The sequence below is a fragment of the Chitinophaga horti genome (assembly GCF_022867795.2).
In the GTDB taxonomy this organism is placed as follows: domain Bacteria; phylum Bacteroidota; class Bacteroidia; order Chitinophagales; family Chitinophagaceae; genus Chitinophaga; species Chitinophaga horti.
This window is the reverse complement of sequence record NZ_CP107006.1, coordinates 662,661-687,640: the sequence shown is the minus strand read 5'-3', so window position 1 is coordinate 687,640 and position 24,980 is coordinate 662,661. Positions and strand designations below refer to the sequence as shown.

The 24,980-nt window shown below is 51.2% G+C and carries 16 protein-coding genes; 7 read left to right on the top strand and 9 right to left on the bottom strand.

Translation table 11 applies throughout. The features are described from left to right. The first annotated feature begins 183 nt into the window (after positions 1-183). From MKQ68_RS03015 to MKQ68_RS02995, 5 genes are all read left to right on the top strand, one after another. Positions 184-3,495, top strand: coding sequence for a TonB-dependent receptor (locus MKQ68_RS03015; protein WP_264282019.1), 3,312 nt, complete (start codon positions 184-186; stop codon positions 3,493-3,495). An 11-nt stretch (positions 3,496-3,506) separates the two neighbouring features. Continuing rightward, positions 3,507-5,033: a RagB/SusD family nutrient uptake outer membrane protein gene (locus MKQ68_RS03010; protein WP_264282018.1), complete on the top strand. Its 1,527-nt coding sequence runs from the start codon at positions 3,507-3,509 to the stop codon at positions 5,031-5,033. 11 nt (positions 5,034-5,044) lie between these two features. Continuing rightward, positions 5,045-5,578, top strand: a complete 534-nt coding sequence (locus MKQ68_RS03005) for a discoidin domain-containing protein (RefSeq protein WP_244841954.1) — start codon at positions 5,045-5,047, stop codon at positions 5,576-5,578. 67 nt (positions 5,579-5,645) lie between these two features. After that, positions 5,646-6,947, top strand: a complete 1,302-nt coding sequence (locus MKQ68_RS03000; protein ID WP_264282017.1) for a DUF3472 domain-containing protein — start codon at positions 5,646-5,648, stop codon at positions 6,945-6,947. A 164-nt stretch (positions 6,948-7,111) separates the two neighbouring features. Then, positions 7,112-9,517: a TonB-dependent receptor domain-containing protein gene (locus tag MKQ68_RS02995; RefSeq protein WP_264282016.1), complete on the top strand. Its 2,406-nt coding sequence runs from the start codon at positions 7,112-7,114 to the stop codon at positions 9,515-9,517. Positions 9,518-9,628: 111 nt separating this feature from the next. Here MKQ68_RS02995 and MKQ68_RS02990 read toward each other — a convergent pair whose 3' ends face one another. From MKQ68_RS02990 to MKQ68_RS02965, 6 genes are all read right to left on the bottom strand, one after another. Beyond that, complete coding sequence (locus MKQ68_RS02990) at positions 9,629-10,639, bottom strand: lipid A deacylase LpxR family protein (RefSeq protein WP_264282015.1); 1,011 nt, start codon at positions 10,637-10,639, stop codon at positions 9,629-9,631. 67 nt (positions 10,640-10,706) lie between these two features. After that, complete coding sequence (locus MKQ68_RS02985; protein ID WP_244841957.1) at positions 10,707-10,937, bottom strand: hypothetical protein; 231 nt, start codon at positions 10,935-10,937, stop codon at positions 10,707-10,709. A 404-nt stretch (positions 10,938-11,341) separates the two neighbouring features. Beyond that, positions 11,342-13,291, bottom strand: a complete 1,950-nt coding sequence (locus MKQ68_RS02980) for a heparinase II/III-family protein (protein ID WP_264282014.1) — start codon at positions 13,289-13,291, stop codon at positions 11,342-11,344. Between the two features lie 154 nt (positions 13,292-13,445). Further along, positions 13,446-14,105 carry an HAD family hydrolase gene (locus MKQ68_RS02975; protein WP_264282013.1) on the bottom strand — a complete coding sequence of 220 codons (660 nt, stop codon included), beginning with the start codon at positions 14,103-14,105 and terminating at the stop codon, positions 13,446-13,448. Between the two features lie 356 nt (positions 14,106-14,461). Next, positions 14,462-15,031: a hypothetical protein gene (locus MKQ68_RS02970; protein WP_264282012.1), complete on the bottom strand. Its 570-nt coding sequence runs from the start codon at positions 15,029-15,031 to the stop codon at positions 14,462-14,464. Positions 15,032-15,121: 90 nt separating this feature from the next. Then, the gene (locus MKQ68_RS02965) at positions 15,122-15,448 is read right to left on the bottom strand and encodes a hypothetical protein (RefSeq protein ID WP_244845218.1); all 327 of its coding nucleotides are present in this window, start codon (positions 15,446-15,448) and stop codon (positions 15,122-15,124) included. Between the two features lie 137 nt (positions 15,449-15,585). Between MKQ68_RS02965 and MKQ68_RS02960 the strand changes: the two genes are divergently transcribed. Further along, the gene (locus MKQ68_RS02960) at positions 15,586-16,284 is read left to right on the top strand and encodes an NAD-dependent epimerase/dehydratase family protein (RefSeq protein ID WP_264282011.1); all 699 of its coding nucleotides are present in this window, start codon (positions 15,586-15,588) and stop codon (positions 16,282-16,284) included. Positions 16,285-16,327: 43 nt separating this feature from the next. Here the strand turns inward: MKQ68_RS02960 and MKQ68_RS02955 are convergent, their stop codons facing one another. From MKQ68_RS02955 to MKQ68_RS02945, 3 genes are all read right to left on the bottom strand, one after another. After that, on the bottom strand, positions 16,328-18,463 hold the full coding sequence (locus tag MKQ68_RS02955; RefSeq protein ID WP_264282010.1) for an alpha-galactosidase: 2,136 nt from the start codon (positions 18,461-18,463) through the stop codon (positions 16,328-16,330). Between the two features lie 336 nt (positions 18,464-18,799). Then, entirely contained in the window at positions 18,800-20,803 is a 2,004-nt protein-coding gene (locus MKQ68_RS02950; protein WP_264282009.1) for a glycoside hydrolase family 127 protein, read from the bottom strand. A 4-nt stretch (positions 20,804-20,807) separates the two neighbouring features. Further along, positions 20,808-21,878, bottom strand: coding sequence for a glycoside hydrolase family 2 TIM barrel-domain containing protein (locus tag MKQ68_RS02945; protein ID WP_264282008.1), 1,071 nt, complete (start codon positions 21,876-21,878; stop codon positions 20,808-20,810). An 885-nt stretch (positions 21,879-22,763) separates the two neighbouring features. On the opposite strand from MKQ68_RS02945, the gene MKQ68_RS02940 reads away from it, so the two are divergent. Then, on the top strand, positions 22,764-24,980 hold the full coding sequence (locus MKQ68_RS02940) for a fasciclin domain-containing protein (RefSeq protein WP_264282007.1): 2,217 nt from the start codon (positions 22,764-22,766) through the stop codon (positions 24,978-24,980).

Sequence of the window (24,980 nt, the reverse complement as noted above, 5' to 3'; positions counted from 1 at the left end):
CGTATTATAACGTTTAATGTAATCTATGTTCCATTTATTGATGATCGCAAAGTAAACAAGTTGGCGTAACCAAAAACGGGGAAGTGTTTGCAGCACCTCCCCGAACGCGGTTATGGTCAATTTCTTAAAAAAAGTCTTCCAGGACAATTTCTTATTCCATTCACCTTAAACCATTACAAAAGTATGAACTTTTACACTTTTTGTAAGCAGGACCGGCATGCCCATATACGGGCGGCCTGGCCAACAACCAGATCTGAATTACTAAAACTGCCGGAACTATCGCTAAAAGAACGCCGGCAGTTGCAAATGTTGCTGAGAACAATGAAACTGATCACCTTTCTACTATTTGCCGCATGCATGCACGTGAGCGCCAAAACCTGGTCGCAAAGCGTTACCTTTTCGGGTAGCAATGTGCCGTTAAGCAAAGTGCTGAACGTCGTAAAAAAGCAAACAGGATACGCCTTCTTCTACAACCGCAGCATACTGCGCGACAAGGGCAACGTAACGGTAAACGCGGTGAACGAGCCGCTGGAGCTGTTCCTGAAAGATGTACTGGAAGAACAAATGCTTGACTATAGCATCGAAAACAAGGTGATCATCATTTCCCGCGCTACACCCAAAATCAACCTGGCCGACACCGCCGATGTAAAGATCAGCGGACGTATTACGGACGATGCCGGTAACCCGCTACCGGGGGTATCCATCAAGGTAAAAGGTACCAGCCGCGGTACGACTACCAACTCCGACGGCGTTTACAGCCTGGCCAATATCGCCGAAAACAGCGTACTTGAAATCTCCTATATCGGGTTTGCATCGCAGGAAGCAGCGGTAAAAGGTAAAACCGCCATCAACTTCCAGCTTAAACCATTCAGTAAAGATATTGAAGGAGTAACAGTCGTAGGTTACTCCACCAAAAACGTAAAGTACCTCTCCAGCGCAGTAAGCACCGTTTCCGGCGACCAGTTACGCGACGTGACCTCCAACAGTGTGACGAACATGTTGCAGGGTAAAGCGGCGGGCGTTGTAGTATCGGGCGCTTCCGGCGACCCGACGGTTTCAGGCGCCATACAGGTGCGCGGACAAAGCACTATTTCGGCGGGCAGCGCTCCGCTGATCGTAGTAGACGGTAACATCGGGGGCTCTTACAACCCAACTGACGTGGCCTCTATTACTGTTCTGAAAGATGCGGCAGCTACCGGCTTATATGGCTCCCGTGCAGCAAATGGGGTGATCATCATCACTACTAAATCGGGTAAAGCAGGTAAAACCAGGATCGATGTAAGCGCATCCACGGGGTTTGCCAAAGCGACCAATGGTAATTTTAAACTGATGAACTCCCAGCAGTTGTACGACTACCAGCAAACTTTTACCACCCGGGCCGACAGCGTACTCAAAACCAACACCGACTGGTTCGACGTGGCCACCCGTAACGCACTGGTGCAGAACTACACCCTGTCGGCCAGCGGCGGTTCGGATAAAACGCAGTTTTATGTTTCGGGCAACCTGTACAAAGAAGAAGGCGTGTTGCTGCAAAACAGCAGAACGGCGTATAACTTCCGTACGAACATCGAACATAAACTGACCGATAAATTAAAGATGGCGGTGTTACTCAACGGCATCTACACAAAAAACAACGCACATCACAGCAGCACGCTTTACAGCGCGTACATCAACCTGCCATGGGACAATCCCTACAACACCGACGGCTCCATCCGTTTCCCCGGCAATGGTGGCTGGCTTGGCCGCGATCAGCACAACTTCCTGTACTCGCTGCAATACAACCAGTCCAACGGCCGCGTATTCAATATGAATGGCGACCTGAACCTCGATTACGCCGTAACCAAACATATCACGATCTCCTCCTACAACCGTACTTCCCTGCGCAACGCAAAAAGCATGAGTTACAACGATCGCCGTACCAAAGAAGGCACTGCGGACCTGGGTGTTTTGTATAACGATATTGACTTTACCAGTACACTACTGACCTCTAACCGCGCCCGCTACGAGAACAGCTTTGGCGATCACAACCTGTCTGTTTTAGGTGTTTGGGAAGCAGAGAAAAGGCTGTACGATGTGAACAGCGTATCCGGTCGCGGACTACCTGCAGGCATGACGGCCATGTCCACCGCTACGGAAGTGAAGAACAGTCCTACCGGCGGCCGTAACGAATACAGCTTTCAGAAGTCGTTGGTGCAAGGTGATTACAACTTTGCCAATAAATACTTCCTGATTGGCTCCTTCGTACACGACGTTTCCTCTAAGTTCGGTAACAACAATCCGGGCGGTAACTTTTACCAGTTAGGCGCTTCGTGGATACTGAGCCAGGAGAATTTTTTACGGACGAACAACGCCATCAGCTTTTTGAAACTGCGCGTAAGCCATGGTACGGTAGGCAATCCGCCAGCCGATGATTACCAGGCGCTCGGTCTGTACATGTACGATCAGACGGCCAGTTATGCAGGACAAACAGGCTCCTACCCTTCTCAGAAAGCGAATCCCAACCTTACCTGGGAAAAGATCATGGCCAATAACCTCGGCCTGGAATTAGGCCTCTACAACCGCATTAACCTCACCGTAGATGTGTACGACAAACGTGCGAAGTCATTACTGATGTACCGCCCGTTACCACTGACGAGCGGTTACACTTCGGTACTGGAAAACATTGGCTCCATCAACAATAAAGGTGTGGAAGTAACGCTCGTTACCCGCAACCTGGTGGGTGAGTTTAAATGGGAAACCAACTTTAACCTGGCCGCTAACCGTAACAAAGTGACTAAACTGAATATGGGCGATAAGTTTGCGAGTCCGGGTGCGGCGCAACCGGTGGGCCTGGGCGAGGATATGGACAAATGGTACATGCGCGTATGGGCGGGAGTAGATCCTACCAATGGCGATCCGCTGTGGGAGAAGATCGTAACCGATGCTGACGGTAAACAATATCTCACCTATACCAACTCCTATAACGCTGCCACCCTGCAATATACCGGCAATTCATCTGCCCCGAAATTTACGGGTGGTATGCTCAATACCTTCTCCTACAAAGGATTCAGCTTAAGTGCCTTTATGAACTTTGTGTACGGCAACTACGTGATGAACAACATGCGCCAGTTCTTTGATTCTGATGGTATTTACGACAGCTACAACCAGATGGTACTGGCAGAAGGATGGAGCCGCTGGACCAAACCAGGTGATATTGCTACGCATCCCAAACCTTTGCTGGGTGGTAACAAGGCAGCTAACGAACCTTCTTCCCGCTTCCTGGAAGATGGCAGTTATGTACGCCTGCGTAACGTAACGCTGGCTTACGATCTGCCGGCCGACTTCCTGCGCCGTGCGCGGATCAACAATGCCAGAGTATTTGTTAGCGGCGATAACCTGTGGACGGGCACGCGCTTTTCCGGTACCGATCCGGAGGTAAATGTTTCCGGCGGTTACTCCGACACGAAATACCCGATCAGCAAGAAATTTATGTTAGGTGTGAGTATTGGCTTCTAAAAACAGCAAACATGAAAAAGAACACGTTAATAACGATACTGATAGGCAGCGCGCTGTTACTGGGCGCCGCTTCCTGCAAAAAATACTTTGAGCCTTCTACCGCCAAGTCGGAAGAAGAAGCGCTGAACGATGCAGACGATGTACAATCCGCTTCCATTGGCACTTACGCCGTATTGAAGAACCCCACTTACGTACGCAGCATCCACTTCCTGTCAGAATACCCGAGCGATAATATTGCACAGGGACAAGCATCATCCGATGCACTTTCCAACGCCTATCGTTACACCCATTTGGTGGACATGTCGCACGTATACAACGTTTGGCAGCAGTCTTACTTCGTGATCAATGCCGCCAACCGCGTGATTGCTTTTGTGCCGGATGAATCGACTACCGCCTTGCGCCAGTTAAAAGGAGAAAACCTGTACCTCCGCGCGATGATGTATTTCAATCTTTGTCGCGTATTCGGCCGCCCGTATACACAGGGTAACGGCAGCAACGAAGCAGTTCCTATCGTGAAGGAAGATACCAAAGAAGAATTTCCAGGCCGCGCTACCGTGCAGCAGGTATACGACTTTGTGATCGCGGATTTAGAGAAAGCAGCGGAACTGATGACCACGCAGAAGAACAATAACTTCGCTTCGAAAGAAGTGGCGTATGCCCTGTTGAGCCGCGTGTACCTTTACAAAGGTGACAACCCGAAGGCCATCGAGTATGCGGATAAAGTACTGACCTCCGGCCGTTACAACCTGTTGCAGGGCAGCGCGTACACCAGCTACTTCAGGGGCGTGCCGGAAGATAACAAAGAAACGATCTTCTGCATCCGTCACATTAAAACAGAGAACCGTGACTTTAATGCCATTGGTTCGATGTACTATAGCGAAGGCGGACAAGGTGCTACAGGCTGGGGAGAGATTTACGCTTCGCAGCAGTATGTGAACTTCCTGGATAAAAACCCGGCTGATCTGCGGCATGCATTCATTACGCCTTATACCACTACCGGCGTGGTGCAATACCCTTATACAGTGCCCGTTGCCAACGTAACACTGAACACCAAACTGAACCCGAGAACGCCAATGTATTACATCAACAAATACAACTACCAGGAAGGACTGACCAACCTGAGTTCCCCGGTGTACCTGCGTTTGGCAGAAATGTACCTGAACCGCGCCGAAGCAAATGCAAAGATTGGCGGCGCAGGGTTACAGATGGCGCTGGATGATGTAAATACGATCCGTCAGCGTGCGGGATTAAGCGGTGCGGCTTTGCACACATTGGCCAGCGTAGCAGCCGCAGGTAAAACAGTGCTCGATGTCGTACTGGAAGAGAGAAGACTGGAATTTGCCTTTGAAGGCCAGCGCCCGTACGACCTGTTTCGCAATAACAGGCCACTGGTACGCGACTACCCGGGTACACATGCGTTAAATAACACGCCTAACACCAATGTGAACCAAACCATTCAACCCACTGACAACCGCGTGATCTTCTTTATCCCGAACCGCGAGCGCCTGGTGAACAAAAACCTCACACAAAACCCTTAATCCGCATCAACATGAAAAAGTATTTTCTCTTTATACTGATTTCCGCCGCCTGTTTAGCAGGTTGCGGCAAACCGGAGGCGGTTACTTTCAAAGACCGCTCCACCATTGGCGCGGCAGACCGTACCGCCTGGACCATTACCGCCTCTACCCAGGAAACCACCTGCGAGCCCGGCGGCGCAGCATTGGTATTGGATAACAACATCAACACCTTCTGGCATTCCGCATACTGCGACGTTACTTCCAGCTACCCGCACTGGCTTAGCATCGATATGCAAACGCCCATCAAAATGGTTTCGGTGGATATTACTGCGCGGCAGAATAACGCCAATGGCATGACCCGCTTCCGTTTGGAAGGCAGCGTAGACGGTACTGCCTGGACCATGCTGCGCGACAGCGTCGCTTTTGTTGGCGCTACCAAAACGCCGCAAAGCTTTGCCGTGTCATCGGCTACGGCGTATCGTTACCTGAAAATGACTGCACTCACAGGCCCTACGGCGAACACTTTCCTGGCGGAAATCAATGTATTTACCGCCAAAGAAAAATAACCATGTTCTTCGTGGGCCATGTCCGATCACACGTCATGTAACATTCATCATCTAAACGAACAACGAAATGAAACTACCCTTCATATATAGCGTGACCCTGTTATGCACGCTGCTGTTTTCGTGCAACAAGGAACGTGATGAGCAAGCGGAGATAGACGATGCGGCCGTGTTGCCGCCAGCCGCCAGCTACAATGTACCCCTCGCCGGCAACGGCTTTGTAACCACCATCGCCGGCGGCAGCGGGGAAGTAATTACCGGTAACGGCCTGGGTAACTGGACCAATGCCGGCAGCATTACCAGCGTATACTTCCGGCTGGGACTTACAGGCACTTTAAATGTCTCGGTACGCGCAAAAGTTGCGCCCAGCGGCAGCAGCAATATAAAAGTGACGGTGAATGGCACCGTGTTCAATAAAACCATCACCGGCAGCAACTACGCCACCCATTCTATTGGCAGCGTAACCGTTGGCAGTGCGGGTTACATCAAAGTAGACCTGCAGGGCGTAAGTAAAACCGGCAGTTACTTTGGCGATGTGTCCGACATCGTCATCAGCGGCGGTGCAACTGCCAGCAACGTGGTGTACGCCAACGATGCAGCGAATTATTACTGGTCGAGACGAGGTCCGTCGGTACACCTGGGCTATCCTGTTCCGAGTGGTAACACGGCAGAGTGGATGTACAGTGAACTGACCGTACCTACTGGCGAAGACAAGATCGGCTCCTACTACATGGCCAATGGTTTTAACGGTGGCTACTTCGGTATACAGGTGAACAGCGCTACTGAAAGACGCGTACTGTTTTCCATCTGGGACCCGAGCGTAGGGACCACTACCCTCGTGCGCAAAGGCACCGGCGTGGTAGATAATACCTTCGGCGGCGAGGGCACAGGCGGACAAAGCTACCTGCTGTTTAACTGGACGGCCGGCACCACCTACCGCTTCCTCACCCAGGCAAAACCAGACGGCGCCGGCGCCACCCTCTTTTCGTCCTGGATTTACACACCGGAAACAGGCACCTGGCGTTTCCTGGCCACCTGGAAGCGGCCGAACACCGTTACTTACCTGACAGGCACGCACTCCTTCCTCGAATGTTTCTCCGACGTCAGAGGTTACCAGGGCCGCAGGGCGTTATATGGCAACCAATGGATCCGCAATACGAGCGGCACCTGGATAGAACTTACCACCGCCAATTTCACAGCAGACGCTACCGCCACCAACGACCAGCGCCGCGACTATGCAGGCGGACTGGAGGCTGGTAAATTCTACCTGCGTAATGGCGGCTTCTTTTCGAGCTATGTGAGCTATAATCAAAGCTTTACACGTACGGCTACAGGTGTTGCGCCCAGCGTAAACCTAACAACACTGCCGTAAAAGACTGTTTATTTGTGATCGGTATGTTCCCGGAGAACATCATTCAAGACAAGGCCCCGCTCTCCTGCGGGGCCTTTAATTTACCGCTCAACCAGTTTACAAGGGCTGCCCGCCCGTGTTTGCGTAACTTTCGGCTTGGCCTACATTATAAAGTGACTATTGATATGCGCAGATTTATTACACTATTAGTATTGCTTTTCCCAACAACCCTATTGGTGGCACAGACCGGGCAGTTTACCGTGACAGGCAGTACCAAAGACAATGCAGGCGCAGCCGTGCCTTTTAGTACCGCTGTACTTTTCCGCAGTAAGGACTCCTCCCAGGTGACAGGCGCCGTAGCAGATGAAAAAGGCGTGTTTCGCATCAAAGCGGCCGCTGGCAAATACTTTCTGAAGATCAGTTTACTGTCTTATAAAGATCACTACGTAAACAACATCAACCTCAACAAAGATGTAAACGTAGGTACCATCACCCTTAAAGTGGGTTCCAAAACATTGTCGCAGGTAGAAATTGTAGGTGAGAAAAAACTCATGGAGCTGGAGCTGGACAAACGCGTGTACAATGTGAGCCAGGATGTGGCTAATATTGGTGCCAACGCCTCGGAAGTACTGGCCAACGTGCCTTCCGTAACCGTGGATGTTGATGGCAACGTGGCGCTGCGTGGCAGCCAGGGCGTGCGTATTCTCATCGATGGTAAACCTTCTGCATTGACCGGGATTAAGAGTACCGACGCGCTGCGCAACTTACAGGGCGCAATGATCGATCGTATCGAAGTGGTGACCAATCCCTCCTCCCGCTTCGACGCAGCAGGTGAAACAGGGGTGATCAATATCATCCTGAAGAAAAATAAAACCCGCGGCTTTAACGGCAACTTTACCGGTACGCTCGGTTATCCGCAGCAGCTGGGCGCGGCCTATAGCATTAACTACCGTAACGAGAAAGTAAACCTGTTCTCCAGCTTCGGCATCAACAACAGGAAAGGTCCTGGTAGCGGTAATTCATCGAACCGCTTCAGCAGTAAGGATACCGCTTACTATTATACGCAGCGCAGCACACGCGATCGTGAGGACCTGGGCGCTAATATTATGGCGGGATTGGATTATTACCTGAACGACTACACTACGCTTACGGGTTCTGTGTTATATTCCGGCGGTAAAGAGAAAAATGTGAACAGGCTCAGATACGATGATTTTTTCGTGGATGATATGCAGATCAAGAACTCCAGCCTGCGTGTGAACGATGAAGACGCCCGTGAAGAGAACACCGAAGCCAGCCTCAGTTTCCGCAAGAAATACGCTAATAACGATAAAAGAGAATGGACGGCAGATGCCAAGTGGACGAGCAGCGGCGATATTGAGAAATCGATGTATCGCACCAGTCCTGTGCTGAACGGTGCTGCGTTGGAACTGCAACGTTCCGACAATCCCACCTGGGAAAAAACCTTACTGCTGCAAACAGATTATATCCATCCATTTGGTAAAGATGCGAAGCTGGAAGCCGGGTTTAAAGGCACGCTGCGCACCGTAACGAACGACTTCCTCGTGGAAGAATTCGACAATACCGCCTGGACGCCACTGGGCGACTTCGATAACAACATGGAATACAAGGAGCGCATTTACGCCGCGTATGCGATGTTTGGGAGTAAGGTGGGCAAATTCTCCTACCAGCTGGGTTTACGTGGTGAGTTGTCAGATATCAGCACCGGTTTGCTCAAAACCAATGAAATCAACGACCGTAATTACTTCAACGTATTTCCGAGCACGAGTTTATCTTACCAGCTGGATAAAGCCAATACGCTGCAACTTAGTTACAGCTATCGCATTAACCGTCCGAATTACCGCGATCTAACGCCGTTTTCCGATTTCTCGGACCCTCGCGTATATTTCGTCGGTAATCCCAACCTCGACCCGGAATACGCTCATTCTATCGATGCGGGGCACCTGCTCGAGTGGGACAAAGGTTCGATCCTTTCCAGCGTGTACTATCGCCATAAAACCGGCGTCGTATATCGTTACAACGACCTGGACAGCACCACCGGCATCACGAACATCCGTCCGATCAATCTCAGCACCCGCGACGACATAGGCATAGAGTTCAACCTTTCGCTTACCCTCGCCGACTGGTGGAAGTTTAATACCAGCGCCAACGTATACCACGCCATTTCCAATGGCAGTTACCTGGGCAGAAACCTGGATGCGACCACCACCACGATGACTAACCGCACCACCTCCCGCATGACCTTCTTTAAGAGCCTGGACTTCCAGGCGTCGCTGAACTACCAGGCACCGAGAATCACCCCGCAGGGTAAAGACCTCGCCCAGTATTCCATCGACTTAGGTCTGGCGCAGGATATTCTTAAAGATAAAGGCACCCTCACCTTCAACGTACGCGACCTGCTGAACACACGCCGCAGAAGGGCCATTACCGACATCATGACCGACTCCGAAACCTATTACTCGCGTTCCGATTTCCAGTGGCGGGCCAGGCAGTTAACGCTGACACTCAACTACCGCCTGAACCAGCAGAAGATTGATACAAAAGAGAAGGAAGAAGGGTTTGGGGAGAATTAACTTTTTACAAAAAAGGCGGCTCGTTTACTGAGCCGCCTTTTTTGTTTGGATATCTTACGGTGATCTGCACGGCGCAGTTTCTTTGGTTACGGACGGCCCTTGGGGAACGGATCAGAATCCAAGGTAAAGTGAAATGTTACCTACATTCTGTGCGGGCAGTCCTTCAAACTCCGGCGTGGAGAACTTTTGTGAGAAGCTGACCGCGAATCGTTTGAGACTAAGCACCGCGCTGATGTCTACATCTGCCAGCCAACGCCTTATCGGCGGACGAACAGCATTGCCAGCCGCCTCGCGCACTGCGGGTTCGACGTATACATCGTCGGAAAACAGGCCGCCTTGCAGCAGGCTGTTGTACACGACGTATTGTACGGAAGGTTTAGCGTTGATATAAAACTGCGCATGTTCTTTATGCGCGTACTGGTCGAGCAGTCCGTCGAAGTAGGGAGACATATTGCCCGTACGCAGCAGCACATGCGTTTCCACCGCGTTAAGCATAGTACCTGCATTGACCTTGCCGCCGGCAATGACTTCAAAGCCTTTCTCTACATGCGTGAGTTGCTTTTCGTAAGTAAGATTGTAGTTCAACAGCAGGTCCGTGCGGTACTGGTATGCCCAGCCCCTCGGCCGGGTGAAATTGAACCAGCCGTGGATCATCTTCTGCGTTTGCTTCGCGAGCGAAGGTGGCCCCATCACGCCCAATACCCACTCCGTTTGAAACCCGTCCTTTTTATCCGGACGAAAAGCATACATCGAATGGTGAACCGTTAGCGCCCCGCTATAAGGATAATCGACCGGTTTATAGGCAGGCTCGCCCACACTCAGCGGCGTGATCATCACCTGGAAAGCCCCCCAGCTGCTCGCATATACCGCATTGCCCCCAAAGCCCGGCGCCAGTTTATCGAGGAAGAAATGTGGCTTGCGTTTATTCACATAAAACACATCCAGCCGCGTACCGTTGGTATAACCACCATCCGCGATCTTGCGACCGAATTTAATGCCATCGTTATCTTCGTAAACACGCACTAATAACTTAACCCGCCCGGAATCCTGGGCGGAGGTAATGACAGGGAAAAGGAAAAAAGCCAATGCAACAAAGGTGCTCCGGGCCACGCCGAACTTCATACCGTCGATTGTTAAACGGGAGCAAGTTAAATAATATGTTGATAGAATGACCGCCGAATCAGGAAAATTAACGATCTGGCTTATACTGGCAGCGGATGCCGTGTATCGCGGCGTAAGGGGCGATAATATCCTCCATGAAGCCCTGTATACGAAGATCGCCCAGGTTAACCCTCAGATCGTCACGCCTGTCATGCACCCGCAGCAGCAGGAAATCCTGCAGATACCTCCTGTCATGCTCCCTTACTACCTGATACGACTTGATCTTATCCCAGGGATAAAATACCTTTTTGTATCGCACACCTTTGCTACTAATCGATAGGACGGCCCCAGCAAACATTCGCAGGTAAGTTACGATGACAAGAAATACCAGCAGGCAGCTCGATAGCATTAGAAAAAAAACGTCGCCTTTTAACAAGATGCCCTTATACACCAAGACCAACACAACTAGTGTGCAAAACACCAGGTAAGCATAATAGCTACCACGGTACTTAAAGTTTAAAACTGGCAATTTTTCCATGGCATGTGTCGATGTAATAAGGGGGCACTAAGTCAACTCCTCCGCGCAAGCGCCCCCGGCACGTTCGGAAAGTATAGGGAGGACTGGGTGCATAGTATAAAAATAGTCCTATTTCCTAAAAACACAAGCGTCCGCCGCTGACGCGGACGGACGGCTTGCTTTCCTTCCAATTTATACCAAAGCGTTTACCTGATCGTGTAAGTGAATTTACCTTGCGCACCGGGTTTCTTCGCAGTGAGCAGGATGCGCCGGATCGGGCGGCCGTCCCAGGCGGTTTTGAAGACTTCGTCTTCGGCGGTTTTAAGGGCGATGTCTTCCTGCGCGGCAGTCCAATAGTTGTTGTCGTAAGACAATTCTGCTTTTTTACCATCGGGCAATGTGAAGATGACTTTACCGGCTGCCAGTTCTATGTCGCAAGTCGTCATGAAGGACTGGGTGAGGCTTTTGAGGGCCGCGTCGGCACTATAAGTATCAGCGATGACGATGCCTTTGCCACGGTCGAGTTTTACGCTGCGTTGCCATGTTTTGAGGCCGGTTTCTTTCGGGTAGGCACTCTCCAGGTGCATATTTAGGGCGGGTGATTTACCGCCTTCGTATTTTACCTGTGTGGCTTCAAACTTACGGCCGGCCTGTTGTTCGATGCCGTTGATAGTAGGCAGGTTATGATACGGAGAAGTGTTAAACCACAGTTCATAACGGTTAGGGGAGAACGTTTTTGCAGTGTAAGTACCACGGCCTGCATCAATGATCAGCGGCTGGCCGTAAGCGTATACGATGAAATCGCCTACGTCATTGTGGTTATGGCTTTCAGCGTTATGACCGCCATGGGTGGCTACGTAGTATTTATCACCATCACGGGCGGCCATGAGTTGTACGTCGGCGAGCCATACATCTTTTACGTTTGGTTCTGCAGCAGTTGCGGCGGTGCAGGCTTTTACGGCGCCGAGATTATAGAGGTAACGCATACAGTGCCAGCGGTTCTGGTTGCCACTGCCGCTTTTGTTTTCGGCTTTGCCGTAGCGCTGGTACGCCCAGGCACCAAAGGCGGTCATCTTCTCATCATCCATGGCTTGTCCGAGGCGGAACAGGGTAAGACCATCGGGCTTCATTTTAGCAGGAGCGTCGGCTACGTTAATGAAGTAGTCGTCGCGGATGTGGGTTTTATAGATGTAAGACGCCATCTTCTGGATGATGTCTTCTTTGTAGATGTTTACTTTACCCCCCGTTGCATCGTCCATGAGATTGAGCACGTCGAATACACAGGCGCCGGCAGCGAACCAGTAGCTGGGACCTTCATCGCAGCTACCATCTGCACCCAAACCGTTGATGTATTGGTCGGTGACTTTCATGGAACGAACGATGGCATCAGTACGCAGTTTTTCTTCTTTATCGAGAAGCAGGCTGGCGGTGAGGTAGTTGCTCATCACCCAGGGCGCCCAGTTGTTCAATACCGCGTTGGGATTACCACCACCGAGGTAGCCGTATTTGGCGGTCATCATCGGTTTCAGTACGCGGCGGTTTACTTCGTAGTAGATGCGTGGCCGTAGGAACTTAGAAGATTTCTCCATGGCGGCGCCGGCGAAATAGTCGGTCCAGGCGAGCATGGAGGCTGTTTCAGCAGCGAAGAGGTCTACGATGGGATCTTCTACATTGGCAAGACCGTTACCACCTTTCTGTCCGCCCAGGTGCGCCGTTGCGCCCCAGAAGCTTTCTTCACAGATCGACCATACGCCGTTCATAATATCGTTACTGAAGCGACCCTTGCCCTCGATCGACTCGGCGATCATCAGGTCCCAGAGCTGTTTACGTTTCGGGAAAGAAAGCGCTTCGTAGCGGCTGCGGTTGCCATTGCGGGTAAACTCGATAGCCACGGAAGCCGGTATCTGTTTAAAGTCTTTTTTGAGCCAGCCCTCTCCTGCCTTCACCAATTGATCCAATACGCTGTCGGGCAGCTGTGCTTTCCAGGCTTCGGGCGTATTGGGAAATGGTTTCCATTTATCGCGTGGAATGAGTGATGCGGCGACTGTTTCAGGCGAATAGCGCTGCAACAGGTTGCGCGGGGTGATCTGGGCTGCCAGCAGCAAGGGCGCTGTCAGGCATACAAATAGGAGCAGGTAGTGCTTACGACCTTTCATAGTATCTGATGTTAGTGTTCCCTAAATATGACGCTGATCTTTTCGTAGCATGCTCAAACGCGCTTCAGCATAACGTGGTGAGGCTATAGGTATAGCCGTCCTGACTAAAATAGTAAAACGTTTGCATAAAAGGGTATTTTTTTGGCGGATGGTATTACTCGCCCACTAACGTCCTGATGTACGGATCGTTGTAATCTTTGATAAAGCGAAGAATGTTCGATAAACCCCTAAAATCCTCCTCCTCATGCATGGTAGTAAGCACCACGGCATACATACCTGCCGCGGCGGCAGCCTCCACGCCTTTGGGACTGTCCTCGAACACAATGCAGTCTGTGGGCGCGACACCTAATGCTTCGGCGGCTTTAAGAAAGGTTTCCGGATGCGGTTTACTGTAGGTCACATGATCGGCGCTGATGACTGCGCGGAAGTAGTCGCCGGCGTTGAGTTTTTCCAGCACATACAGGATATTGGATGTAATGGTAGCCGAACCGATCGCCATGGGAATACCTTTCAGGTGGGCCGAATCGAGGAAGTGTGCCAGGCCGGGAATCCATTCTACGTAAGGGGAATAAGCCTCCAGGTAACGACGTTCCTTTTCCAGCGACCAGCGGTTCATTTCTTCTTCGGTAAAGTGGTCATGACCAAAAATGCGGATGAGCACATCGTTGTTTTTACCGTACATCTCTTTCTTCACCGCATCGCGGGAGAGCTGATGTTGCAGGTCTTTGTTGATGATATCAAACCAGGCGATGGTATGATATTCCATATCGTTGATCATCGTGCCGTTAAAGTCGAAGAGAAATGCCTTTGCCATAACGTAAAGTTAAGAGAATTGTGGGAAGACCAGTGCGAAGACTGGAGCGGATGTTTGCATCCCTTCGGTAGAAATGACGACGAAGTGAGCTTACGGCGAAGGGGGACGGCGAAGCGTGTACGACGAAACGCGTGACGGCGAAGGGAATGGCGAAGCGTGTACGACGAAACGCGTGACGGCGAAGGGAAAGGCGAAGCGTGTACGACGAAACGCGTGACGGCGATGAGGGACTTGCCGTTGAAGTGAGTGACACAACGGGGGCTGAAGAAAGGGGCTACTGCTGGTGCAAAAGAAAAACGGGCCGTTCAAAAGAACAGCCCGTTATGGCTTTTTATACTAAAAACAACAACTGTGGGTTACCTGTTGATGGCCTGTAACGCACCATTGGCAGCAGTTTGGTACAGTGACTGCACCTTGTACTGCTTATGGAAGCTATCGTAAGCCGTGAGTTCCTTGTCGCTGCGGAACTGGAGGTCCAGCAGGTCATGGAACGACCTGTTATCCGGGAAAGCCTTTTTCAGGTTGGCTTTCGTGAGCGGAAGCAGGGCGGTGCCAGCCTCTGTACTAAAGTAGTAGCGCGTTTCTTTCGTGCGCTCTTTACCGTTCTGGATATGCTCCAGGCGGCTGTACAGGAGGAACTGGTCGTTATCTATGATTTTATATGCGTCGTTATTAAAGAAGCGGTAATCCTGCCCATTTTCCTGGTAACCGAATACCTGGCTTTTGTCGAGCTGTGTGGACTCACCATTCTTCGTTACTTTGATCTTAGAGCGGTTAAATACCTGTTCTGCCTGGATTTTGTCTTTGGCCACGGCATTCTTCTTAACATAATCCTGTCCCGTCATATACAGTCCGTTCTGGGCCATAACTGCAGTACCTGCAAACATAGCAGCGATCATCGCTGCTGCGAAGATTCTTTTTTTCATCGTTGAAGATTTTTGAAAGTCAAACAAATTGAAAACGTACGCCGCGTATAGGTATGCGGCATGTGTGGTGGTGGATGTAATAGTGGGATACTATAGACGGAAAACGCAATGCCATATGTATAGCGGCGATTGCGGGAGGATGACGGATGTTGGTGTGCATCCGTTGCTGGTGCTAACGAAGGCCACGTGCGTACGCGGAACTTCGTTAACAGCGGCTTGCGATTGTGTCTTCTTCACCATTTTCAGCTGTTGCTGTACATGGTGTTCGTTCGTCAGGATCTCTGTGCCAGTCTTTTCTTCTTTACTCCCGGTATTTTCAATATCCACATCAATCTTTCCGCCAACTACCTGCAGCCCTGCGCCGTAGCTCAGTGGCAGATAGAAGAAGAGAAGTAATATGGATATTAACCGTTTCATTGTATTTGTAAAATTACCGATGATTTAAGCTAAAATACATGATAGATATCATAGAATTCAGAGCTTGACATTATTTTAACAGTTCCGCAAAGAAAGTGCCATTTGCCCGTGCCACCGGAACGGCGTAACTTAAAGCTATGAACCCTATTCACACAAAGATTCGCGCGATCATTACAGGCGCTACCGGTATGGTGGGCGAAGGCGTTTTACACGAATGCCTGCAACATCCAGAGGTGGAAAAAGTACTCGTGATTAATCGTCGTCCGTGCGGAATAACGCATGCAAAACTCACAGAAATCATTCATACAGATTTTTATGATATTACCCCCATCGCGCCGCAGCTGAAAGACTATAACGCCTGCTTCTTCTGCCTGGGCGTATCTTCCATCGGTATGAAGGAGGCGGAGTACTATCAAAAGACCTACATCCTCACCTTACATGTGGCTGGCATCCTGGCACAACAAAACCCGGATATGACTTTTTGTTATGTGTCCGGCGCAGGGACCGACGGCACCGAAAAAGGCCGCAGCATGTGGGCAAGAGTGAAGGGCAAAACGGAAAATGATGTGGCGAAACTACCTTTCCGGCAAGTGTACCTTTTCCGCCCCGGTTTTATGAAACCGACACCCGGATTGAAGAACGCGACCGCTATTTATAAATATATCAACTGGTTATTCCCGGTGATGCGCCGACTGGCGCCAGCGGGCTTTGGTACGCTGCGTGAACTGGGGTTGGCGATGATCAATTCGGTGATACGGGGATCGGAGCAGAAGGTGTTGGGAGTGAAGGAGATAAGGGCGTTGGCGGAGGCGCAGTTTGCGAGGTCGGGAGCGTAAAAGATAACCGCCCGGGCATCCCAAACACCCGGGCGGCGCTTTATCATTCCGCCGTAATCTCCAACACCGCACTTTGCAAGGCCTCTCCCGGTGATACGGCCACGCCCTGTTTCATCAGGTAATCACCGGAGTACACTTTGTCGTTGACCCCTAAACGCGACTTCTCCCCTTCCAGGTTTACTTCGCGGATGCGGTAACGCTTCGCTGGATCGAGCCCTTCGAGCTTTACGAGCTGCAGGTCTTCACGGTAGCGGGTATGCAGGTTATAGGCGAATAACACGGCCTTACCGCGATTTTCATTTACATACATCAGCACGGCGCGGTTCTCTGCGTAGGGAGAAACTAAGCGGTACAGGCTGCCATGGGCGATCACGGGTTGCAGCTGCTTGTAAGTGGCAACGGCTTTGCGGCTGAACGCCAGTTCTTTTTCACTGAGTTTATCCAACTCAATATCGTAACCCAGTCGGCCCATCATCGCCACGTCCGTACGAAACTTCAGCGACTGTTTACCCCAGGACGTAACGTGTGCGGCAACGGTAAACGATGGGAAAAAGTAGCTGTATCCCCATTGCATGTACACACGCTCCACCCCATCTGTATTGTCGCTGGCCCAGAACTCGGAGAAGTAAGGCAAAGCGCCAAAGTCCACACGGGCGCCGCCGCCGGAGCATAACATCATGGGTAGATGTGGGTACCTGGCGCGCACGCGGTCGAGCACCTTATACAAACCGCGTACGTAATCGATGTACAGGGTAGCCTGGTTTCCTTTCAGGTACGGTGAGTATGCATTCGTGATCATACGGTTGCAATCCCACTTTATATATGCAATGCCGGGGCTTTCGCGCAGGGTTTTATCGACCACGTCGTACACGAAATCCTGCACCTTCGGATTCACCAGGTCGAGCACAAGCTGGTTGCGGTAATAGTGTTCGTCGCGGTTTGGCAGCTTCAGTATCCAGTCGGGGTGTTTTTCATAGAGTTCGCTCTTGGGGTTCACCATTTCAGGTTCGAGCCAGATGCCGAACTTAATGCCCTTGCCTTCCGCGGTTTTCACGAGCTGACCAATGCCGTTAGGCAGTTTGGTACGGTTCACGTCCCAGTCGCCCAGGCCGGCAGCGTCGTTGTTGCGGGGATATTTATTGGCAAACCAGCCATCATCCAGCAGGAAGAGGTCAGCACCCAGGTCGTGCCCTTCACCGAAGAGGGTCGACAGCTTAGATTCATTAAAGTCGAAGAACGTGGCTTCCCAGTTATTAAGCAGCACCATCCGCTCTTTATCCCCATCCAGCACAGCGTGACGGGCTACCCAGCGGTGCAGGCGGTCGCTCAGTCCCTGGCGGCCGGCGGCGGAGTACGTAAACACGAAACCGGGCGTTTCAAACGTCGTATTTGGCGCCAGCGGGTATTCGGAAGCATATGGATTAATACCGGCAATTACGCGCAGGGAGTTGCGTTCATCCAGCTCAAAAGCAAAACGGAAGTTGCCCGTCCAGGCCAGCGCGCCGGCAATTACCTCACCATGCTTTTCGCCCGACAACTCGTTAAGCGACAGCATAAAGAACGGCGACTGGTACATCGCAGCACGGGTGCCGAGTTTGGTATCCAACACCTTGATGCCGCTCGTCAGTTCCGCTTCCTGCATCTTCATTTCCTCCGCCCAATCGCCATGGAACTGGGTGAGATAGTAATGTTGCCGGTCGAAATGCAGCATGCCCGAGGCATAGTTGCTCAGTTTTACGACGCCTTTCTCCTGGTGGCGGATTTCTGTCCAGGTCTTAAACACGTCTTCCTTCATGTAGGCAGCGATGTGAAGGGCCACTTCGAAAGGATATTTCGGGTCCTTCATACGGATGATCGTGGTATTTACGCCGTCTTTTATCTTGCGCTCCGTTTGCACGTAACGCAGGTCCAGCGAGGGATTACCATCCGTATGCAGCGCCTGGATGGCGGGCTCGAACAGGTTGTCGGTACCGGCAGTGATGTACGCTTCGTGCCGTTTGGGTAACTGGGTTACATCTTTGGGATCGGTCAGTCGTTCGCCGAAATAAGTCTGGAACACCTTGCCTTTATCTACCGCAAACACCAGTTGCAGGTGTTCGGTGGAGGCAACAATGGGTTCCTGGGCCAGCAGCACGCCCGTGGGTAGCAGTGCCAGCATGGCTAATACGCATCTCTTCATTGTATCAATTTTGTTATCGGGGGCAAAAGTTATCATCCTTTCGGCACATCTGCAAGCGTTTGATGAATGAGTATTGGCATCAGCTATAGTAGTACTATGGAGCGCCCGTTGCGTCGCACTCTTCAACTTGAGTGCAGGGCCAGGCGTGTCAACAACCATTCCTCGCGGAAGGAAACGCCTGTCCGGACGGCTGGGTGATGGTTCAGTGATGGTTGGGTGATGGTTCAGTGTCGGAACACCACCCCTGAAGGGGGCGATTTGCACACCTCTATTTACAGCATAAAAAAGCCGGCGCTCCATCAGGAAACGCCGGCGCATCATTCACGATATAATAGTTTACGGCACCACCGGAAACGCCACGATCCTGAGCTTCGAACAGCCATACGGGATCAGGGTAATACGGTGTTCCGTGGGGTCTACTTTGCCCTGGTATACGTCCTCGCGGGTGGTGACAGGCTGCCTGGCCACACCGTCGACGATCTTCCATTCAGGTATCTTTTTGCCTTTGGTAACGATTTCGACGGGACTACTGGTGGCGTTCCATACGAACCTGGAAGGCATGGCGCGGGTCTTTACTTCCAGGAACTTCGCGGGGTCTTTGATCACTTCGCGGGGAAGGCCATAGTTCCAGTCGCTTTTAGGCAACACCTGGTAATAAACGCCTTCTTCCTTAATGGAATCCTTACGCCACTCCTCTTCAATCTTTAACGCATATACCAGCGGGCCGCGTTCAACTGTTCGGGAGTTCTTCGCCCAGTTGCTGGTGGTCACTTCCATCGGTAGTTGCAGTTCTACTTTGTCGTTGTTTTTCCAGGTACGCTCGATTCGTACCATGTTACCACCAGTGGCTTTGCCGTAGGCCTGGCCGTTTACCAGCACAGCTGCCTGTTTACACCAGGCAGGCACCCGCAGGCTGAGCGGGAAGGTGACGGATTGTTTGGTATTTACAGTCAGGCTGATCCGGTCACCGAAAGGATAATCGGTTTGTTCGGTAACGGTTACTGGTACGGCGTTGTTGCCGACTTTGGCAGTTACTTTACTCGGGCTGTACAACAGTGCCGCCAGTCCTTTATCGGGCGTGGCGTACCACAGGTTAGCGGTGAATTTCGTCCAGCCCTGGTGCATGTTCGCGGTACAACAGGTGTAACCGGCGTATGGACCAAACACGTTATTCATTTCCCGGTTAAAGGGCAGCGAAAACTGGAACACGCCACGCGTCACCTGTACCTGGTTCGCCACCTGGAAGTATTGCCGCGATATGAAATCGTCGGTGATCTGCCCGGGCAGCGCATTGAAGGTCATGCGTTCAATGGCGTCGGCCCAGGACTGCTCGCCGGTGATAGACAGTATTTCCTCCAGGGAGTACATCGTTTCTACGGTTGCGCAGAGTTCTATGCCCTGTTGGGGATCATTGCCGTGCAGGTCCTCGTCGGACGAGAACATGCCGTGTGGCAGGCCGTGCAGGGTCATGATGTCTTTGAAACCGGTGCGGAGCGAATCCAGGTAAACATGACCGCCTTTCGCCTGGTGGTAGATGGCGGGCAGCTTAATACCCATGGCTACGTTCACGCCATGCCGGTCCATCCAGGCCTGCCCGTTTTGTTGTGCGGCAGCCTCCATTACCCAGTTACGTTCGCCGAAGTAGCGTGTCCAGGGCGTGGTTTGCTGGTATACGAGGTCGCCCAGTTCTAACAGGAAGGCATCGCCGGTTTGGCGATACAGCCAGTAGATGCTGTGCAGGTTATCACCTCCGCGCGCCGTGGCCCAGTCTGTCCACTTGCCGATGGGGCAGGTCTTCAGGCTGTTCAACTGGTAGCGGAAATATTTGGTCATGAAAGGGAGCACACGTTTGTCGTTGGTAGCGGTGTAGTACTGCTGTAATACTTTCAGCATCACCATCCGTGGCCACCAGTCTTCGCCATTGGCACAATCATCTTCCGTCTTTTTACCGGCACGCTCATTCTTCGTGAGCGGACCAAAAAAGCCGGAAGGGCGCTGGTGGACGAGAGACCAGTCAATGTAGGCCTGCACTTTCTTTTTCAAGCCCGCGTCGTTTAACAGGTAGGCCAAAGGCACAGCACCATCCAGCCAGTAAGGCGTTTCCTCCCAGCCGTCGCCCTTGCCGCCTAACCAGCCGTTATCATTCTTTACCTTCCAGTAATATTCGTCCAACGTACCGGTAGCGCCGGTCTTCATGATGTGCAGCTGGTCCAGCAGCCATCCCTGGGGTTGAATAGCGCCCAGGGGTAGCGGCTCGTATTTCAGGGGCGCCAACGGCTGTTGGGCCATACTGCTGAAAGGGGTGAGCATCAGCGCCCACATCATCATCCTTTTTATCACGATGTTATTTTTTCCCGGTGAGTTGCTTGATCAGGTCTACTTCTTTCTGGTCGAATGGCGTACCATCCTGGCGGAAGATGTCGTGGAACCACACTTTCGGTTCGGCACCATCAGGCATTGGGGTATCCCAGGCGTAGATCGTATTACTTTTACCGGCCACGAAGCCCCAGTTGATGGCAGCAATCTTTTGCTTTTTCAGCATCGGCATCACATTATCGAAGCGGCTGCCGCGGGTGCGGGCCATGTATTCTGTACAGATCAGCGGTTTACCGGTTTGTACCAGGAAGGAGTCGATCCAGCGCTGGTGCACATCGGGCGTGTGATAGTTGTGATAAGTGATCACATCCGAGTTTTGCAGCTGGAACTCGTTCAGCTCTTTCAGGTCGAGGCGCCAAACACCGGCAGATAAAGGCTGCGATGGATCTATTTGCCTGCCCCAGCTAAACGTTTGTTTCAGCAGCGGCATGCTGTGGTTACCCAGGCCCGAGTTACCCGGTTCGTTGTACAGGTCCCACAGGAGAATGCGCTGGTCGTTGCGGAACGACTGCAATACATCTTTCACGTATTTCTCCAGTCCGGCCACATAGTTCAGGTCCATGAAGGCCAGCATGCCGGGGTCCTGCACCCAGCCGGAGTTGTGTATACCCGGTTTAGGAGCCGGTTGTTTGCCCGCTTTGTAAGTATTGTTCCAGCAATCGTCGAACAGCACGAACACCGTCTTGATTCCGTGTTTACCCGCAATATCCAGGTAAGTGGCCACCCGCTTCTTAAAACCCGCGGGATCTACCTGCCAGGCGAGGTGGTGCAGGTATACACGCATCACGTTCATACCAATACTTTCGGCCCATGCCAGCTCCTTGTCGATTTGCGCACTGTCGAAGCTTTCGGCCTGCCACATCTCCAGCTGGTTGATGGCGTTGGCAGGAAGGTAGTCGGCACCCGCCAGCCATGGCAGCTTAGCATACCAGGTATTCGCTTTTTCTTTACTCCAAACGGCGCGTTCTTTCTTTTGCGACATTGCGGTAGTGGCGGCAAACAGGCTGCAAGCCAAAAAGATCGTCGAGAATTTCTTCATCTTAAAAATTGCTTTGTTAGATTGATAATGTGGTACCCGGGAAAGGTTAGCGTGGACGGATATACGATGCAATTCGAATTGATAACGTGGATCAGCAATTTCCTAACAACCAGCCGGTGCATAAAGGAAGCGTTTTAATCCGTATTGCGCTATGCAATATGTTTCAATAATTCGGCAAATTGTTTCAATTTACCGGAGGCTGCATTTGCACTGCTGCAGCCTGTTTAAGTGTTATTCCGACAGTTGATTACGCCGAATTCCGCGCTGATTGGGCAATAACAGGATGGGGCAGGACAGTTCATCCCCCGAAAAGAGATAAATTTATGGGTATATATAGGACTTGTTTCGCGTGCGACAAAAGTCCGTAAAAAGTGGCAAAAAGCAACCAGGATCAAATCGCCGTCAACTTACTCTCATGGAAGGTAATGCATCCCGGCCTAAACTCAGGCCCAATAAGGCATACACACCGACATGCAGCATAAAAAAAATACCGCTGGAAGACACAGGAAAAAATCTACGCAAACGATTGCGTAAATGCTAAAACAAATGCCCATCAAAAGCTTTATGTTTGGCGCACTGAGTGGCTGAAAAAAGTGAAATGCCCAACAACCAACTGAAATCGACGACATTATAAAAACCAATACAGTAAAGGGTTATAGACTGATAAGAGAGGAAGAACACGTTATTAAACTTATTACTTACGTTATGATTTTCGCGCGACAGTTACTGTAGCAGGAAAAAGCAAAAACTGATGACAATGCATATTCATTTTTATCCCTTTCCGGCACTGCGATTATGCCGGATTTCATTCCCGGAACCAACAGCGGTTATTGCCAGCTGATATTACCGATAAAAATTTCATCAATAAATATTTCTTGATCCACGATGAGAAACTTGTCTTACAGATTAGTATTACTCGCTGTCCTTACCATGCTGGCCGCCGGCTGTAAAAAGAAGGCCTGGGATGAGTATTATGGCCGCCCCGACAATTTGGAGCCGCCTATTTACCAGGTGCTCGAAAGCAAGGGTAACTTTAAAACCCTCCTGGCCGCCATTGATAAAGCCGGTTACAAAAGGACCTTATCCGGCGCCGGCTACTGGACCTTCTTTGCGCCCACTGATTCGGCCTTCGACACGTACTTTAAAGAGAACAACATTAGCGGCGTAGCGGCTATGGACAGCGTAGCCTGTCGCAAAATCGTTAACTACTGCCTGGTGTACAACGCCTTCAAAAGAGAAAGGCTCGGCGACTACCAGGCCAACACCGGTTGGGTACCCAACGTAGCCTTCAGGCGCCGTACTGCGTACTATGAGGGTGTGTATGATGGCGTTAACGCAGACGGACAAACCGTTAAAATGATCGCCAGCAACCGTAACAACAACGGTACATCGTATTACGTAGATGCAGATTACAACAACAAGTACATACCTTACTTCGTATCCAACTTCATGGCAGGTAAAACACTTACCGCTGCCGATTATAACTATTTCTACCCGAACACGCAGTACACCGGCTTTAACGTGGCAAATGCCAAAGTAACAGAGCAGGACATTGCAGCGGAAAACGGTATCGTTCACGTGATCGACCACGTGATCAGCGCGCTGCCGGGGATAGACGAGTATATCACTAAAAATCCCGACTACAGCGAATTTAAAAGACTGTTCGACCGTTACCTGCTGGCGTATGCCATCAACCCGACCGTTACGAACAACTACAGGCTCCTGCATGGAGGTAACGAAAACGTATATATCAAAATTTACGCTCCCAACATCGCATTCTCACCCAATAACGAGAACTTTTTAAAGATGACGGATAACGATGGTCAGCAGAACTGTTACAGCATGTTTGTTCCGAACAATGCGGCCTTTACTGCTTACCTAAACAGCGTGCTGCTTGAAAACTACGCCAACCTGGAGTCGCTGCCGCTGCCGGTAGTAGTCGATTTCGTAAACGCACACATGTGGCAAACAGCGGTATGGCCCAGCCAGTTCGCTACTTCCTTTAACTACGTGGGTGAGGAAGCGCGCTTTAACGCCAACACCGACGTAGTGGACCGTAAAATACTGAGCAACGGCTTCTTCTACGGCACCAATAAAGTGCAGGAAGCGAACGTGTTCACCAGCGTATACGGAAAAGCTTACCTGGACCCGCAGTTCTCGATGATGACAAGCCTGCTGAACCAGGAACTAAAATTCCAGATCTCGAACATTCACCAGAAGTTTTCCATCTTCCTGATAAATAACGCGACCCTTAACGCAGCCGGTTTCTTCGTAGATCCTACAGTAGATAACAACCCCGCGTTGCAATGGCGTTATATTCCAACGAACGGCGGCTCACACCTTACCGGCTCTTCCGCCCTGGTGCGCCTGCTGCGTGTGATCAACCTCCATGTGATCCCGGGTGTAGACCTGGCTGACCTGCAGAACGGTAGCGTAGCCCTCTCCTATGGCGGCGAATTTGTGAAATTCCAGAACAATACCGTTTGGGCGGCTGGCAACCTGGATAGCAGCAATGTTGCCAACCTCGTATGGAAAAAAACAGCAAAGAACGGCACGGCGAACAACATCAACCGCGTACTTAATTTCTCTGAAACCGTTATCGGCAAGCATATTGAGAAACTGGGCACGGCCGCTGGCTCTCAGCATAACTACTTCTGGCAGTTCCTGAGAAACTCCAGCATTTATACCGCAGCCAATGGCGACATCCTGAACGTGGCAGCCGGTACTTTCTACACCGTATTTGTTCCGAACAATGCAGCGATCTCACAGGCTGTGGCTGATGGCTTACTGCCAGGCACACCTGCCGCACCGGCCTTTAACCCGGCATCACTGGCAGATAAAGAAAAGGTGAACTCGTTTATCTACAATCACATCCTGAACAAGAAGACAGTAGCGACAGACGGTATTGAAAGCGGATCTTTTGAAACGCTGTACCGCAATAATGCCGGCGAGCCAGGTGGCGTGTTCGTAGACAATTCCGTTCGCAACGCCATGGTACTTACGGATGCGCATAGCCGCAAATCCAACATCATACTGGCACAAAGTAACTTCCTGAGCAATCGTTGCGTGATCCACCTGATCGACAACTATTTAAAATATTAA